This window comes from Arenimonas sp., assembly GCF_035721105.1.
GTDB lineage: Bacteria > Pseudomonadota > Gammaproteobacteria > Xanthomonadales > Xanthomonadaceae > Arenimonas.
The window spans coordinates 51,769-67,453 of the sequence record NZ_DASTNG010000021.1 but is presented as its reverse complement, the minus strand read 5'-3'; the positions used below and the strand labels follow the sequence as shown (position 1 = coordinate 67,453).

Here is a 15,685-nt window from a genome sequence, read left to right as displayed (position 1 = left end):
GGGTTCGCGCGACTCAGCCCTTGGGCTGGGCGCGCGCGGCCCGGTGGGCCGCCCGCATCGCCTGGCGATGCGCCTTCATCTCTTCCGCCGTGATCTCGCCATTGCCGTCGGCATCGATGCGGGCGAATTCCTGCGCCAGGCGCGGCGCCTTGTCGCCGAGCTCGGCGCGACTGATGGCGCCATTGCCGTCATCGTCCATTCCCTTGAACAAACCGCGCTGGTAGGCGCGCATCGTCCGCATGCGCTGGCCTCCCTGGTGCGCGGCCGCATGGCGGCGGGCCTGGGCCAGCTCGCTGCGCTCGAGCTCGCCGTCCCGATTGGCGTCGATGCGGTCGAAATTGCGGGCCATGCGGTCGCCGAAGGCCTGGACCTCGATCTTGTCGAGCCGGCCATCGCGGTCCTTGTCGGCCTCGGCGAAGCGCGCCTCGGCCTTGGCCTGCCATTCGGCGCGGCGCGCCTCACGGTCACCGCCGGCGTCCTGGGCCAAAGCGAAGCCGCTGGCCAGGACCAGGGCAGTGCAGATCAGGGGCTTGAACATGTTCGTCTCCATCCGGGGCGGTCCATTCCGCCCATGCCTGCAAGAACGCGCCGACCGACGCCGCGTTGACGGCCGCCGCGGAGCGATCCGGGTCCGTTCAGCGGCCGGGAGGTTGCCGCGACGGTCGCGCTCGCTTGCCTGCGGCCGGGGCGCTGCGGCATGGTTCGCTCGCGACCCGCCCCCCCCCCGGAGACTGCCCCGATGAAACTGCGCCTGCTGACCCTGGCCCTGCTGGTCCCGCTTGCCGCCTGCCAACAGGAGGCGCCCGCACCCGCGGCCGACGTCCCGCCACCGCCGCCGATGGCCCCGATCGCCGAACCCGTGCCCGCCGCGCCAGCCGTCGCCATGGTGCCGCGCGCCTTCCTCTGCCGCGGCAACGAACCCTTCTGGTCGCTCGACATCACGGCCGAAAGCGCCCTGCTCAAGACGCCCGACGCCGAGACCGAACTCGACGGCCGCCTGCTGGCGTCCGACGGCGGCAGCTATCGCTTCACCGGCGCGCCCGAGGGCAGCCCCGCCGAAGCCGTCGCGACGCTGATCACCCCGGGCCAGTGCTTCGACACCATGGCCGACGGGCCGGCCCTGCCCTTCATCGCCCAGGCCAGCTTCGCGGGCGGCGAGCCGGTGAACGGCTGCTGCAGCGCCGAGATGGGCCTGGACCTGGACGCCGCACCGGTGTTCGACGCCGCCGGCAAGCCCGACACCGACTGGAGCCGTCGCCTGGACGACCTGGACGAAGCCATCGGGCGCTGCGTGCAGGATGCCGGCGTGGTCACCGTCGCGGTCACCACGGCCTGGCCGATGAACCACGGCAAGGCCGGCGTGCGCCTGCGTGATCCGGGCGATGCGCGCTTCGACTGCACCGTCGACCTGGGCAGCGGCAAGATCGACGACGTCGCCGCCGTGGCGGCCGACGACCGCCAGCCCGGCGAAGGCGAGCCGCTGTGGCTGCCGGCCGGCAACGGCCCGCCGATCCTCGACTGCGGCCGGGTCGAACGGGTGATGCTGGGCGGCGACGCGGTGGTGGGCTACCTGCACTACACGGAAGGCTGCGACTGAGGCTGCACACCGCTTTCCTCCCGACGGGCCGCGCAAGCGGCCCGTGTCTTGTCCGGGCGTCGCAACGGGCCGCCCGGCCAATGCGTTCCCGGTGATTTTCCGGTCGGATTTCGCCCGCCGGAGGCGTAAAGTCCGTTTTCACCCGGAAGGTGTCGTTTTCGCCACTGCCCCGGGGGGAGGCGCGGGAGGACGCTGTGCCTACCCCGGGCCACGCCCGATTCGCACGGAGCCACCCATGAAGCGCCTGTTGCTGGTCGCCCTCCTTTCCCTCGCCGGCCTGGCCCCCGCCAGCGCCGCCCCGCCCGCCGACGACGCCGTCTTCGTCGAGGGCAGCCGTTACGACGCCGTCCTCAGCGCCAGCCGGGGCGACTGGCGGCTGCTGCCGCTCACCGGCGCCGACGTCCGCCTGCACCTTTCCGCGCACTGCCGCGGCGACGCCGTCCCGCCGCCGGGCCTCTGGCTGCTGAGCCAAGACGCCCAGGGCCGGCCGGAGCTGGTCGCGCCTTCGGCCACGCCGCTGCCGGCCGGGCACCCGGGCCGCATCGCGCTGGTGGGCTGCGACGACGCCGTCGCCGGCGCGCTGCCGGTGCCGGAGGCCCTGGCCGACTGGCTGCGCCAGCATTCCGGAGCCATCTATGTCACGCGATGAGCAGCGCTTCACCGTCGGCCTGCTGGCGCTCGAAGGCGCCGTGCTGTCCAGCCTCACCGGGCCCATGGACATCCTGCGCATCGCGCAGAAGCTGGCCGAAGTGCGCGACCCCGGCACCCGCCTCCGGCTCGAAACCGTGCTGGTCGGCGCCCGCGGCCAGGCCACGGTGACGGGCAGCGGCGGGCTGTCGATCGGCCCGGTGCGTTCGCCCGACGTCGCACTCGACCTGCTGCTGGTGCCGGGCTACATGCACTCCAACGCCGACGACATGGTGGGCCAGCTCGCCGGCTTCGGCCCGGAAATCGCGCTGCTGCGCGCGATGCACCTGCGCGGCGTGCCGATCGCCGCCAACTGCTGCGGCACCTTCCTGCTGGCCGAGGCCGGGCTGCTCGACGGCCGCCACGCCACCACCAGCTGGTGGCTCGACGCCGCCTTCCGCCAGCGCTTCCCGCGGGTGAAGCTCGACGTGGAGCGGATGGTGGTGGAAGACGGCGGCGTCACCACCACCGGCGCCAGCACCGCGGTGCTGAGCTACATCCTGCAGCTGCTGGCCAAGCGCGTCGATCCGGCCCTGGCCCAGCACACCGCGCGCATGATGCTGATCGACCCCGACCGACAGAGCCAGGCGCCCTACATCAGCCTGGCGCTGACCGAGCGGCCGCGGCACTCGCTGAGCGAAAAGGCCGAACACTTCCTGCACCGCGAACTCCACCGCGAACTGAGCATCGCCGAACTGGCCGAGGCCTGCGGCACCAGCGAGCGCAGCCTGCTCCGGCACTTCCGCCAGCACTACGGCAGCACGCCGCTGGGGCACGTGCAGCACCTGCGGGTGGAACGCGCCAAGGCGCTGCTCGAGACCACGCTGCTGAGCTTCGAGGAGATCGTCGAGCGCTGCGGCTACAGCGATGCGTCCAGCTTCCGCAAGCTGTTCAAGCGCGCGACCTCACTCACCCCGGCCGAGTACCGCGACCGCTTCCGGCTGCGCGCCGCCTGAGCGCGGCCGGCGCTTGAGCCCGAACAGCGGCCGCAGCCAGGGAATGCGGCGCACGACCTCGTTGCCGAGCAGGCAGGCCGCGACCGTGCCCGCCACCACCAGGCTGGCCTCGAGCCACGCCGGCAGCGCCCGCGGCACCAGCCAGTAGGCCACCACCACGGTGGCGCTCTGGTGGATGACATACCAGGGAAACACCGCCTCGCTGGCGTAGGGCAGCCAGCGGAACGGGCGGTCCAGCCCGTGTCGCGCCCAGCCCAGGATGGCCAGCAGGGTGGTCCAGACGAACAGGCCGCGCAGGCCGCGCAGGCTCCGCATCGCCGCCAGCCCGGGTTCGCCGAACGCCAGGTCCGACTTCAGCCCGCCCACGTAGACCACGCACATCGAGGCGGCGGCCAGGCCCAGCGGCCACCGCAGCCTCACCACTTCGTCCCAGAAGGCCCGCGAGCGCGCCAGCACGTAGCCGTAGAGGAACACGGTGAAGAACTGGGCGTGCTGGAACGTGTCGTGGATGAAGTCGTTGGTGGGCTCGAAGCGCGGCAGCAGGACATTGAGGTAAACCACCAGCGGCAGCGCCGGCAGCAGCACCAGGGCCCCACCGCGCAGGCCGCCGAAGGCCGCCTGCAGGCGCCGGCCCGGTCCCGACTCGAGCAGCGGCAGCAGCGCCGCCAGCAGCAGGCTGTAGGGCCACAGGTAGGCCAGGTACCACAGGTGGTTCCAGGTGATGCCGTATTCGGCGCCGTCGAAGCCGCCCTCGGGCCAGGGCTTCACCTGCCAGTAGCGCCACAGGAATTCCAGGTAGCCCGGGCGCACGGTGCCGTTCACCACGCCCTGGCAATAGGCCTGCACCGACACCACCACGAACATGCCGAACAGCAGCGGCGGCAGCAGGCGCCAGGTGCGGTCCCAGGCGAAGCGCCCGGGGTGCCGGGCCGGCTGGTACAGGCCGATGGCCAGGCCGGAAATCAGGAACAGCAGGGCCATGCGCCAGCGGTTCATGGCCAGCATGGGCCACTGCAGCCATTCGGCCAGGTGGGTGCTCTTGAGGTGCCAGTCCCACTCGGCCACGTAGAGCATGGCGCAGTGGTAGGCGATCAGCAGGAGGAAGGCGAGGACGCGCAGGGCGTCGAGGTCGTGGCGGCGTTCCATGGGCGGCTCCGGTGGATTCGGGGCCAGCCTGGCGCCCGGGCGGCGCGCCCGGCCAGCGCAAAGGGACGCGTCGGGGACGGCCGGGGACGAACCGCGGACCGCGGGGACGAACGGGGGTGGCCTACCGGTGCCACGGGCTGTCTAGAATCGGATGATGGCCAACACGCCCCCCGCCCCCGGCGCCTACGAGCGCTTCCTGCCCTACCGACGCTGGGTCGAGTGGGGGTACTGGCTGGGCGCCGTCCTGGTGAGCATCGTGGGCAATGCGCTGACTACGGGCATGGAGATGCGCCGGGCCGGCCTGGCCCACCACCCGGCCGAACCCTGGATCTGGGAAGGCAGCAGCAACCTGGTGTTCCTGGTACTGGTGCCGCTGGTGGCCTGGTTCACCCGGCGCTATCCGCTGCACCTCGACACCTGGCGCCGGCGACTGCCGGCCTACCTGCTGGCCAGCGTGGCCTTCAGCGGGCTGCACGTGGCGGGCATGGTGGCGCTGCGCATGGCCATCTACGCCAGCGCGGGCGAGCACTACGACTTCGGCCCCTGGGGCCGGCAGTTCGCCTACGAATACCTCAAGGACGTGCGCACCTTCGCCGGCATGGTGCTGCTGATGGCCGGCTACCGCTTCCTGCTGCGCCGGCTGCAGGGCGAAGCCAGCCTGCTGGCGGCGCCGGACGACGACGCCGCGCCGGTGGAGCCGATCGAGCGGCCCGAGCGTTTCCTGGTGCGCAAGCTGGGCCGGGAGTTCCTGGTGGCGGCGGCCGACATCGAATGGCTGCAGGCCTCGGGCAACTACGTGAACCTGCGGGTGCGCGGCCGCGACTACCCGCTGCGCAGCACCATCTCGGCGATCGAGTCGCGGCTCGACCCGGCCCGCTTCCAGCGCGTGCACCGCAGCCACATCGTCAACCTCGACCACGTGGCCAGCATCGAACCGCTGGACACCGGCGACGCCCGCATCCACCTGCGCGACGGCGGCACCCTGCCCTGCAGCCGCCGCTACCGCGCGGCCCTGCGCGAACGCACGGCCTGACCGCCCGCTGCGGCCGCGTCGCCGCTGGGCGACAATGCGCCATGGCCCCGCCCCGCAAGATCGTGCACGTGGACATGGATGCGTTCTACGCGTCGGTGGAGCAGCGTGACGACCCGTCGCTGCGCGGCCGGCCGGTGGTGGTGGCCTGGCGCGGGGCGCGCTCGGTGGTGTGCGCGGCCAGCTATGAAGCGCGGACGTTCGGCGTGCGCTCGGCGATGCCGGCGCTGCGGGCCGAGAAGCTGTGCCCGCAGGCGGTGTTCGTGCCGCCGGATTTCGCGCGCTACAAGGCGGTGTCGCGCCAGGTGCGCGGCATCTTCGCCCGCCATACCGACCTGATCGAGCCACTGTCGCTGGACGAGGCCTACCTCGACGTCACCGAGAACAAGACCGGCCTGGCCAGCGCCACCGCCGTGGCCGAGGCGATCCGCGCCGCCATCCGCGAAGAGACCGCGCTCACCGCCTCGGCCGGCATCGCACCGAACAAGTTCCTGGCCAAGATCGCCAGCGACTGGCGCAAGCCCGACGGCCAGTTCGTGGTGAAGCCGGCGCAGGTGCTGGCGTTCCTGGCGCCGCTGCCGGTCGGCAAGCTGCCGGGCGTGGGCAAGGTCATGGAAGGCCGGCTCGAGGCGCTGGGCGTGCGCACGGTTGGCCAGCTGCGCGAACACGGCCTGCGCGAGCTGGAGCGACGCTTCGGCCGCTGGGGCCGGCGCCTGCACGAACTGTCGCTGGGCATCGATGACCACCCGGTGGAATCCGAGCGCCCCACCACCCAGGTTTCGGCCGAGGACACCTTCGAGCGCGACCTGCCGCTGGAACAGACCACCGAAGCGATCGAGCGCCTGGCCGCGAAGGCCTGGGCCGCGGCCTCGCGCGAGGGCGACCGCAGCGGCCGCACCGTCGTGCTCAAGCTCAAGACCGCCGACTTCCGCATCCTCACCCGCAGCCACACGCCGCCGTCGCCGCCGACCTCGCTGCAGCAGCTGGTCGCCATCGCGCTGGAGCTGCGCACGCGGGTGGAGCTGCCGGCACGCACCCGCTACCGGCTGGTGGGCGTGGGCCTGGCCAACTTCCGTCGCCACGACGAACTGCCGCCGCAGCCGGAGCTGTTCGGCGCCTGAGTCCAGCAGGGCGGCGGCGACACCGCTCGAGCGAGGGATCTGGCGCCGTCGGCACCGTGGAAGCGAGGGTCACTTCCCACTCAGTGAAGCCTTTATTTCGCGGGAAGTGACCCTCGCTTCCACGGCACCGCCGGTACGTGGCTGTTTGCGCGCGTGACGGAAGGCAGGTGGGAGCGCGCTCTGGTGCTTGCGCGTGTCGATCCGGGTCGGGAGCGGGGCATTTTTCTTGCGGTTCCGGCTTGGCTAACCCGTCTGGGGCCCTTGTTTGCACCTCGCCTCCTAGCGCCAAGGCTCTTTGCAGCCGCCTGCCAAAACGGTTCGTTAGTGCGGGCCGCCCTTCGCCTTGCTCCCACACCCGCCGCCGGGCGGCGAGCCGTTTCGAACTGGCCGTCTTCCAAGCTGGCCTCGGCGCCGCAGCCCGTGTCCGAAGGGACGCGAATAGGAGGCGAGCTCTGGCGAAAGGCCTCGACCGGGTTAGCCAGGCCGGATCCGCAAGAAAAATGCCCCGCCTTGGTCCGGATCGACACGCGCAAGCATCGGAGCCTTCCAGTCACGGGCACTCCGTCCAACCCACCGGACGCTCCGCACCGGACGCGCCGCGAAGACGAGGGTCACTTCTTGCGAAATAAAAGGCTTCACTGAGCAGGAAGTGACCCTCGTCTTCGCGGTGGGGCCGGCGCCAGATGACCGGCTCGCGGCATGGCCGGGGTCGAACAGGGACTTGGGCGGGCCCATGAAAAAGGGGCCGGCATGGCCGGCCCCTCGGGCAGTGCATCGTCGCGCTGGGACTCAGTAGTACAGCCCGTACAGCACGTCGCGGATCAGGCCGGTGGCCAGGGCGACCAGGACCACGTCGTGGTCGACGCGGATCCAGTGGTAGCCGTAGGGCGGCGGCGGCAGCTGGTAGGCGCGGTAGTCGACGTAGTAGTTGCGCTCGTAGTAGTGCCGCGGCAGGCGATGGCCGACGCGCCACTGGTACGGGGCGTAGCCGCGCGGATAGACGTAGCGGACCGGCGCGCGGTAGCGGTACTGCGGTTGCCAGCGATAGCCGTTCCAGCGGCGATCGTCATGGCGGACGTAGTAGTCGCGGCGGTCGTCCCGGCGGTCGTGGCGCCAGTCGCGGCGATCATCGCGGCGGTCGTCGCGCCAGTCGCGGCGGTCATCGCGGCGGTCGGCGCGCCAGTCACGGCGGTCATCGCGGCGGTCATCGCGCCAGTCGCGGCGGTCGTCGCGGCGATCGGAGCGGCGCGCCTGGCGGTCATCGCGGCGGCCATCGCTGACGATGCCGGTGCGGCCGCCGGGCTGCTCGCCACGGTCTTCGCGGCGCTGTTCCCGGCGATCCTCGCGCACGGTGATGCGCTCGCGGGTCTCGGCGGCGGCCTGGGCATCGCGCACGGCGCCCGGCAGGCGACTGTTCTGGGCATCGGCCGGCAGGGCGGTTGCACCGGCAAGCAGCAGGGCCACGGTGGCAAGTCTGAGACGGGACATGGTGTACCTCGGCAGGTCCGTGGACGGGAGCGTTCCACGGGGCGAATCATCGCTCCCGCGGATCTGAATTCGTCTTGAATGTGGCGCCCCCCGTTCGGGATCCAGTCAGCGCCGTGAGGACTGACCCCGGGGCGAGCCTGGGCTAGAATCCGCCCATCCCCACTGCCAGCGCCCTCGCCATGCCCTCCTTCGACGTCGTCTCGGAAGTCGACAAGCACGAACTGACCAACGCCGTGGACACCGCCAACCGCGAGCTCTCCACCCGCTTCGATTTCAAGGGCACGGACGCCAAGTTCGAGCTCAGCGAATTCGTCGTCACCCAGCACGCCCCCAGCGATTTCCAGCTCAAGCAGATGCTCGACATCCTGCGAGGCCGACTGGTCGCGCGCGGCATCGACATCCGCTGCCTGGACGTGGCCGAGCCGGAGGTGAACCTGGCCGGCGCGCGCCAGAAGGTCACCATCAAGCAGGGCATCGAGCAGAAACTGGCCAAGAAAATCGTGGCCACGCTCAAGGAAGCCAAGCTCAAGGTCGAGGCCCAGATCAACGGCGACAAGCTCCGCGTCAGCGGCAAGAAGCGCGACGACCTGCAGGACGCCATGGCCCTCCTGCGCAAGTCGGACATCGAGCTGCCGCTGCAGTTCGACAACTTCCGCGATTGACGGCGGGCGGGGCAGGCTTTTTTTTTGAACACGGATCAAAGCGGACAGAGCGGATAAAAGCCGATAGAGCAAGAGCGGATGGGTTGGGGTCTTCGCCGGGTGATGCCAGCGGCGAAAATCCACTCAAAAGCTTTTGCTTTATCGGCTCTTATCCGCTCTGTCCGCTTTGATCCGTGTTGGACACGCCAACTACCCCAACGGGCCTTAGCCCCCGAATACGCGCTCACGATCCGAAGCATCCAGGATCCGCCAAGCACCCGGCGCCAGCTCGCCCAGCCCCAGCCCCCCCAAGGTGTGCCGGTGCAGGGTCTCGACGTGGTTGCCGACCGCCGCGAACATGCGGCGGATCTGGTGGTAGCGGCCCTCGACCAGGGTGATGCGCGCGCGCCGCGGACCCAGCGCCTCGAAACCGGCCGGCGCCAGCGGCGTTTTCTCCGACTCCAGCATCAGCGTGCCGCTGCCGAACACCGCGGCCTCGTCGCCGCGCAGGTCGGCCGCCAGCGTTGCCTCGTAGACCTTCGCCAGCTGGGCCTTGGGCGAGGTGATCCGGTGCAGCAGCGCGCCGTCGTCGGTCATCAGCAGCAGGCCCGAGGTGTCGCGATCCAGGCGACCGACGGTGGACAGCAGCGGGTCGCGCAGGCGGAAGCGCGGCGGCAGCAGGTCGTAGACCACCCGCCCCGGGTCCTTGGTCGAGCAGGTGTAGCCGGTGGGCTTGTGCAGCAGGACCAGCAGGCCCTGCGGCGGATCGAGCGGCTCGCCGTCGATCCGCACCTGGTCGTGGCCGACGGCATCGTCGGCGTACAGCACGTCGCCGGCGGGATCGGTGACGCGGCCCTCGCGGAACATCAGCTGCACCTGCTTGCGGCTGCCGTAGCCCAGGTTCGCGATCAGCTTCACCAGCTTCATCAGACGCCCGCCTTGATCGCTTCGATCACCTTGAATCCCGCGTCCTCGCGCACCGTGCGCACCGCCGTGAAGCCGCGCGCCAGCGCCGCTTCGTAGGGCAGGTGCCGGTTCGCCACCAGCCACAGCCGGCCGCCGGCGCGCAGCGCGCCCGCGGCCGCGGCGATGAAGCCCTGGCCCAGGCCCGGATCATCCGCACGGCCCTGGTGGAAAGGCGGGTTGCTGACGATGAAGTCGAAGCGCTCGCCCAGGCCGCGGGTGACGTCGTGCCAGTGGAAGGCCACCGGCACCCGGGCCCCCGCGAGGTTCTCGCGCGCGAGCGCCAGGGCGCGCGCCTCCGCCTCGTAAAGATGGAGGCCGGTGACGCCCGGGCAGCGCGCCAGCACTTCGCTGGCCAGGTAGCCGAAACCGGCGCCGAGATCGGCGCCCTGCCCGGCCAGGTCGACCGGCAGGCTGTCGGCCAGCAGCGCCGAAGCGGCATCAATGCGATCCCAGGCGAACAGCCCCGGCCGGCTGAGGAAGCGGCCATCGGCGATGCGGCGCGGCGCGTCCAGCGCCCGCCACTCGGCCTGCAGCGATGCGTCGACCTGGTCCGGCGCCAGCGGCGCGGTCCAGCAGACCCGGCAGTGGTTCTTCGACAGGCCGTGCACCGGCCCAACCAGCCGGGCCAGGTCGTCCTGCAGGGAACGCGCGCCTTCCTTGTTGGCCGCGCAGGCCACCAGCACGCCGCCCGGGGACAGCTGCGCCAGGGCGCGCGCCAGCAGCGCGCGCGACTCCTCGCGCTGGCGCGGCGCCAGCACCAGCACCCGCTCGAAGCGGCCGCTGTTGGCCTCGGACACCGCCAGCCCGTCGCGCTCGAGCGCATCGGCCCAGGGGCGGAAGCTTTGCTCGCACACCGGCTTGTGCCGGCGCGCGGCATTCAGGGCGACGCCGGCGCGGGCCCGCAGGAACAGCGTGCCGCCCGGCGCGGGCCAGGCAAGCGCCCCCGAGGTCATCGGCAGGAACAGGGTATCGAGTGCAGGATCGGCGGCCAGGGCCAAGGGCGGTCTCCGCCGTGGGAACCCTGCGATTCTAGCCGGAGCCGCGGATCAGGCGCCCGCCGCTTCCAGCGCCTGGACACGATTGCGGCCCTGGTCCTTGGCCAGGTACAGCGCCATGTCGACGGCGCGGTAAAGGCCGTCGGCATCCCCGTGGCGCGACGGTTCGAAGCCGCCGATGCCCATGCTCACCGTGATCGGCAGCTGCACCCCGGGGCCGCAGTCCAGCGGACGCTGCACCAGCGCGTGGCGCAGCGCTTCGGCCAGCGCCAGCGCCTGCGCGTGGTCATGCTCGAGCAGCACGCCGAACTCCTCGCCGCCCAGCCGCGCGAGCAGGCAGCCCGGCGCCGGAAAGGCCCGCTGCAGCCGCTCGGCCAGGGCCTGCAGGCAGGCGTCACCAACGGCATGGCCATGGCGGTCGTTGACGCGCTTGAAGTGGTCGATGTCCAGGATCAGCAACGTGAACCCGGGGCCGCCGCGCAGCGCGCGATCGGCGGCATGGGCCAGGCGGTCGGTGAAGTGCCGGCGATTGGCCAGGCCGGTCAGCGAATCGGTGCGGCTGAGGTGCTCGAACTGGTCGCGCTGCTCGCGCAGCGCTTCGTCCAGCCGCAGCCGCCGGCGATATTCGGCGTGGCTGCGCACCAGCGCACCGGCCAGGTACAGCGCGTAGAACGACATCGCCACCGCCAGCGCCCGCGCCTCGCCGTTGCTCCACAGCACCACCAGCATCGGCACGAACAGCACGCACACGCCGACCGCGGCCAGGTGCCGCACCGTCGAGTAGATGTTGGCGAACACGGTGGCATAACCGATGGTGGCGATCAGCGACACCATGCGCGTGTCCTGGTCGAAGCGGGGGTCCAGCAGCACCCAGGCCTGCACGCCCGCCCACAGCACCGAAGCCAGCGGCAGCACCAGCGCGAAGCGCAGCAGCCAGCGCCGGTCGGCGGCGTCCCCGCCCGCCGTGGGCGGCCGCATGGCCACCCGCAGCACCGCCAGCACCAGGAATCCGAGGGCCACCACCAGCGCGGTGACCGGCGCGAAGGCGTGCACCCCGCCGATCCATCCGATCACGGCCCAGCCGAAGACGTAGAGGAAGCCGCCCACCTTCGACAGCTGGTAGGTGTCGGCGACGACCTGGCGCAGCCGCCAGCCGGCCAGGCGCCGGGGCGGGGGTTGGGCTTCGTTGGGCGAAGCGGGGGTGTTCACGGGCGACCGGGCCTTTGCGGGGCGGCGCCCCGGTTCAGGCCGGGGCGGCGGCGGCCGCCCGGCCTGGGCAACCCCGGCCCGTGGCGGGCCGGGTCAACACGATCTTATTCGCAGATGCAGCGGGCGCGGGTGGCGCAGCGGACCGAGCCGAAGTCGCGGCCGGCCTTGCAGACCGCCTGCTGGCCGGCATCGCAGCTCACCGAGCAGCCGCCGCAGGTGGTGGTCGGCGGCGCCGAGCACGAGGTCGGGCCGACGGGTGCGGCGGCCACGGCCATGGGCGCCGGCGCGGTCACTTCGACCATCGACAGGAAGCCGACATCCGGCTGGCCCTGGCAGGCCTGGCGGACGGCGGCGACGTGGTCACCGGCGGTTTCGGCGCTGCCGCGGGCGGTGGCGAAGCCCTCGATGTAGGACACGTAGGGGGAGTCGTCGCTTGCGTTGGTGAAATCAACGCAGCGCGCCATCTGCAGGTCGGGCGCCGCCGCCTGATCCTGGGCCTGCGCCGGCATGCCCACGAAGATCGTCGCCAAGGCGACCACGGCCGCGAATCGCATCAATCGAATCATTTCCTTCACCCTTTTGGTTGAGGATGCCCGGGGGCATCGAGTCTGGCCAGAAGCACTGGAAACCGCCGAATCCATCGACGCGCTCACCGTAACAAATTCCACTGCGGCGCGCCCAGCGTCAGGCGGCCTCGCCGCCCGGCCCGGGCGGGCGGAGGTCAAGGCTCCGGAAGTCGAAGCCATGGGCGATCCGCGGCTTCACGATCTGGAAGAACGGGGAGACGTCGAAGTCCCGGGGCGCGTAGAGGCTGTGGTGTCGGATGTGAAGGATCTCGCGCCGGGCCCGGCGGGCCCCGGCGGCGTCCGCATCCACCAGCTCCACCTCGGGCAGGATCGGGTAGCGGATCGACGCGAAGGCCTGGGCCAGCAGGGTCGAGCAGATCGCCTTGGTCGGCTCGCCGCTGCCCAGCGACAGCATCCGCCGCTTCATCGAGCCCGGCACCGGCGGGGTGCGGATGAAGTACCGCGCCAGGTCGAAGATGTTCTTCAGGTCGTAGGTGATGCCCTTGCGCGACAGCATGAACTCGACCAGGGCGTCGATTTCGGCGGCCTCCAGCCCCACCGGCCGGCAGATCCGGGTGTGCAGGCCCGAGAACGTGCTCAGCGGGATGGTCCGCACGCCCTCGACCACGTCCACGTCCACCAGCACCCGCGGCTCCTCGCCCTCGGGCGGCGGGCCCAGGGCGTCGCCGATGCAGAGCGCGGCGTGCGACCAGGTCGACTGGGTGAGGTACTTGATGGCCGTGGCGAAGCGGCTGCTGCCCTCCACCAGCACCACGTCGCCCTTGCGCAGGGTGGCGGCCAGCAGGTTCGTCGGGCTGGTGGGAATGTGGCTGTAGCGCTCGCGCGGCTTGGCCAGGAAGGCCGCCAGGCGGCGGCCAAGGTAGTGCAGGGGCGACATGCCGGCTCCGACCGGGAATTCCGGCCGACAGCCTAGCGCAAGCGCCGCGGCGCGGCGGCCTCAGCCGGCCGGGGACTGGCCGGCGAGCAGGGCGCGCAGTTCGCGCAGCTTGGCCTTCACCCGCGCGGATTGCTCCGGACCCAGGCGGATCATGGCCTTGTGGCCGACCGAAGCGCCCTCGAGGCGCGGATCGGCGAAGGCCCAGCGCGGCTTGTCGGGCACCGGCACCAGCGCCAGCGGGCCTTCCGGCGCGGGCGCGGCCAGCAGGTGGTCGATCACCTCGACCAGGCGGTCGTTGAACGACCGGTCGGCGGCCCCGAGGTCGCGGTAGGCCTGCTGCAGCAGCGGGTAGAAGCGGACGTAGGCCGACACCAGCTGGCGCGAGTCCACCGCTTCGAACAGCGCGACGGCGGGCGCGTAGCGGCTGGCGTTGCCGGGGTCGAGCCGGGCGCCGTCGGCGCCCTCGGTCACCGCCAGGCGGCCGGCGACCGGGCGCGCGGCGTAGATGTTCTGGGTGAGCGACGCGCGCGGCAGGGCATCGATGGTGGCGACCAGGCGCGGCACCAGGAACTCGACCCGCAGCAGGCTGGACAGATCGGCACCACCGGCGGCCGCGGACAGGGCGGCCAGCGCCTCGGCATCGCTCTGGTCCAGCGGCGGCAGCGGCGCGGCGGCCGCGGCGGGCAGCACCGGCACGTCCTCGATCGGGTAGGCCTCGGGCGGCGTGGTCGGCGCCGGATCGAGCCCCGGCGCCGCGGCCGGGGCGCCGGCGACGGCGGCCGGCGCGGCCGGGCCGGCCTCGCGCGGGTAGAACTTCCAGGCCAGCAGGCCGCTGGCGACGACGAGGGCGGCGGCCAGCCAGGGGCCGTAGTGGAAACGCTGTGACATGCCGGACTCCGGACGCTGCGGACAGGCCTGAGAGTGGCCACTCCGGCCTGAAGTTCCCCGGAACGGGCCGGCGTATGCTGGGCGTCCCGCCCCCCGGGAACGACCGCGATGACCCGCCGCCACCGCCTGCCCGTCGTGCTGATCGTGCTGCTGGCCGCCAGCGCGCACGCCGAGCCGCCGCCCCGCTTCCCGCCGGACGCGGTCTGGCACCTGGACATCCGCGACGCCCCGCTGCACCCGGACTCCGCGGCCATGGTGGCGACCTGGGCCGGCCTGGGCGGCTTCGGCTTCGGTCGGATGCAGATCGACTTCAGTTTCCACGTCGTGCGCGCCGGCGACGACGCGCCGCTGCGGACGATCCTGGCCTACCCGTCGGCCGGGAGCTATTACGCGCCCGACTGCGAAGCGCCGGGCACGGCGATGCCGGTGCCGGCGGACGCGGCCATCGAGGGCCAGGCCGGCCTGGCCTGCGACAACGCCAACGGCGACTGCCACCTGCTGGTGGTCCAGGGCCAGCGCCTGTACGAGGCCTACCGCGCCAACGCCAGCGGCGCCGACGGGCTGCAGGCGCAGTGCCTGGCGGTGTGGCGGCTGGACCGCAGCTATCCCGCCAGCAACCGCGGCGAACACTGCACCAGCGCCGACGCCGCCGGCTTCCCGATCGCGCCGCTGCTGTTCAACGCCGACGAAGTGCATGCGGCGATGCAGGCCGCGGACGGCGACCTGGGCCATGCCATCCGCTTCATCCTGCCCAACGCGCGCATGGCCACCACGCTCGACGGCGGCGTGCGGCGGCCGGTGTACGTGCGGCCCGGCAGCCACGCCGGCGGGCCCAGCGGGCCGGACGGGACGATTCCCTACGGCGCCCGGCTGCGCCTGCGCGCCGACTTCCCGGTGGCGCTCTACCCGCCCGCCGCGCGGGTGGTGCTGCGCACGATGCAGCGCTACGGCATCGTGCTGTCGGACGGCGGCAACGTCGCCCTGACCGCCGAGAGCGACCGTTTCACGGACCACACCTGGGCCTCGCTGGGCATCACGTCGCGGGTCTTCGACCAGGCCGTGCCGGCGGCGCCGGTGCGGGCGCAGGACTTCCAGGTGCTCGACACCGGGCCGCGCATCGTCGAGACCTACGACTGCGTGCGCAACGCCGAGCCGGTCGACCCCCATGCCTTGGCCGCCCGCACCCGGCGGGTGCCGCCCAGCCGCCGCGAGATGACCTTCCTGGCCTGGCAGGGCGGCGACGCGCGGGTGGACATCCACGCCGGCACCGAATTCGTGGCCACGGTCGACAACACGGGCCAGTACCAGGCCAAGCCGCGCCCGCCCGGCACCGCGTGGCGCGTCTGCAGCGCCGACACCAGCGCCTGCAGCGAGGCGGTGGTGCCGATGCCGGACCGCTATCTTCACGCGCCCCGGCGCCACCGCGAAACGATTCCCGGCCGCGACCGGCCCTAGGCCATTGGTCACTTGACCGGCCCGGACGGCATTCGCCACAGT

General features: G+C 72.2%; 16 protein-coding genes. 7 read left to right on the top strand and 9 right to left on the bottom strand.

Annotated elements, in window-relative coordinates; translation table 11 throughout:
* Positions 1-13: 13 nt before the first annotated feature.
* Positions 14-538, bottom strand: coding sequence for a hypothetical protein (locus VFQ84_RS02830; RefSeq protein WP_325129013.1), 525 nt, complete (start codon positions 536-538; stop codon positions 14-16).
* A gap of 201 nt (positions 539-739) precedes the next feature.
* Here VFQ84_RS02830 and VFQ84_RS02825 point away from each other — a divergent pair, with 201 nt between their 5' ends.
* From VFQ84_RS02825 to VFQ84_RS02815, 3 genes are all read left to right on the top strand, one after another.
* Positions 740-1,597, top strand: a complete 858-nt coding sequence (locus VFQ84_RS02825) for a hypothetical protein (RefSeq protein ID WP_325129011.1) — start codon at positions 740-742, stop codon at positions 1,595-1,597.
* A 235-nt stretch (positions 1,598-1,832) separates the two neighbouring features.
* A complete protein-coding gene (locus tag VFQ84_RS02820; RefSeq protein ID WP_325129009.1) occupies positions 1,833-2,246 on the top strand; it encodes a hypothetical protein in 414 nt (137 codons plus the stop codon).
* Positions 2,233-3,240: a GlxA family transcriptional regulator gene (locus VFQ84_RS02815; protein WP_325129007.1), complete on the top strand. Its 1,008-nt coding sequence runs from the start codon at positions 2,233-2,235 to the stop codon at positions 3,238-3,240. The genes VFQ84_RS02820 and VFQ84_RS02815 overlap by 14 nt, the downstream gene beginning before the upstream one ends.
* Here VFQ84_RS02815 and VFQ84_RS02810 read toward each other — a convergent pair.
* Positions 3,190-4,386, bottom strand: coding sequence for an acyltransferase family protein (locus tag VFQ84_RS02810; RefSeq protein WP_325129005.1), 1,197 nt, complete (start codon positions 4,384-4,386; stop codon positions 3,190-3,192). The genes VFQ84_RS02815 and VFQ84_RS02810 overlap by 51 nt on opposite strands.
* Before the next feature lie 151 nt (positions 4,387-4,537).
* On the opposite strand from VFQ84_RS02810, the gene VFQ84_RS02805 reads away from it, so the two are divergent.
* Positions 4,538-5,419, top strand: coding sequence for a LytTR family DNA-binding domain-containing protein (locus tag VFQ84_RS02805; protein ID WP_325129003.1), 882 nt, complete (start codon positions 4,538-4,540; stop codon positions 5,417-5,419).
* Positions 5,420-5,460: 41 nt separating this feature from the next.
* Positions 5,461-6,537 (top strand): DNA polymerase IV, encoded by a 1,077-nt coding sequence (gene dinB / locus VFQ84_RS02800; RefSeq protein WP_325129001.1) that lies wholly within the window; start codon positions 5,461-5,463, stop codon positions 6,535-6,537.
* Positions 6,538-7,326: 789 nt separating this feature from the next.
* Here dinB and VFQ84_RS02795 read toward each other — a convergent pair.
* The gene (locus tag VFQ84_RS02795; RefSeq protein WP_325128999.1) at positions 7,327-8,025 is read right to left on the bottom strand and encodes an RcnB family protein; all 699 of its coding nucleotides are present in this window, start codon (positions 8,023-8,025) and stop codon (positions 7,327-7,329) included.
* Between the two features lie 179 nt (positions 8,026-8,204).
* Here VFQ84_RS02795 and VFQ84_RS02790 point away from each other — a divergent pair, with 179 nt between their 5' ends.
* A complete protein-coding gene (locus tag VFQ84_RS02790) occupies positions 8,205-8,687 on the top strand; it encodes a YajQ family cyclic di-GMP-binding protein (protein WP_325128997.1) in 483 nt (160 codons plus the stop codon).
* A gap of 204 nt (positions 8,688-8,891) precedes the next feature.
* Here the strand turns inward: VFQ84_RS02790 and VFQ84_RS02785 are convergent, their stop codons facing one another.
* The 6 genes from VFQ84_RS02785 to VFQ84_RS02760 all read right to left on the bottom strand — a co-directional run bounded on the left by VFQ84_RS02785 (position 8,892) and on the right by VFQ84_RS02760 (position 14,188).
* Positions 8,892-9,593 carry a pseudouridine synthase gene (locus tag VFQ84_RS02785; RefSeq protein WP_325128995.1) on the bottom strand — a complete coding sequence of 234 codons (702 nt, stop codon included), beginning with the start codon at positions 9,591-9,593 and terminating at the stop codon, positions 8,892-8,894.
* On the bottom strand, positions 9,593-10,585 hold the full coding sequence (locus tag VFQ84_RS02780; RefSeq protein WP_325129089.1) for a class I SAM-dependent methyltransferase: 993 nt from the start codon (positions 10,583-10,585) through the stop codon (positions 9,593-9,595). Before VFQ84_RS02780 ends, VFQ84_RS02785 begins: the two co-directional genes overlap by 1 nt.
* A 93-nt stretch (positions 10,586-10,678) precedes the next feature.
* Positions 10,679-11,836 carry a GGDEF domain-containing protein gene (locus VFQ84_RS02775; protein ID WP_325128993.1) on the bottom strand — a complete coding sequence of 386 codons (1,158 nt, stop codon included), beginning with the start codon at positions 11,834-11,836 and terminating at the stop codon, positions 10,679-10,681.
* Positions 11,837-11,940: 104 nt separating this feature from the next.
* Complete coding sequence (locus tag VFQ84_RS02770; RefSeq protein WP_325128991.1) at positions 11,941-12,390, bottom strand: hypothetical protein; 450 nt, start codon at positions 12,388-12,390, stop codon at positions 11,941-11,943.
* A gap of 130 nt (positions 12,391-12,520) precedes the next feature.
* On the bottom strand, positions 12,521-13,300 hold the full coding sequence (locus tag VFQ84_RS02765) for a YiiX/YebB-like N1pC/P60 family cysteine hydrolase (protein WP_325128989.1): 780 nt from the start codon (positions 13,298-13,300) through the stop codon (positions 12,521-12,523).
* 60 nt (positions 13,301-13,360) lie between these two features.
* Positions 13,361-14,188: a DUF3014 domain-containing protein gene (locus tag VFQ84_RS02760; protein ID WP_325128987.1), complete on the bottom strand. Its 828-nt coding sequence runs from the start codon at positions 14,186-14,188 to the stop codon at positions 13,361-13,363.
* A gap of 108 nt (positions 14,189-14,296) precedes the next feature.
* Between VFQ84_RS02760 and VFQ84_RS02755 the strand changes: the two genes are divergently transcribed.
* Positions 14,297-15,643 carry a hypothetical protein gene (locus VFQ84_RS02755; protein WP_325128985.1) on the top strand — a complete coding sequence of 449 codons (1,347 nt, stop codon included), beginning with the start codon at positions 14,297-14,299 and terminating at the stop codon, positions 15,641-15,643.
* The last annotated feature ends 42 nt before the right edge of the window (positions 15,644-15,685 follow it).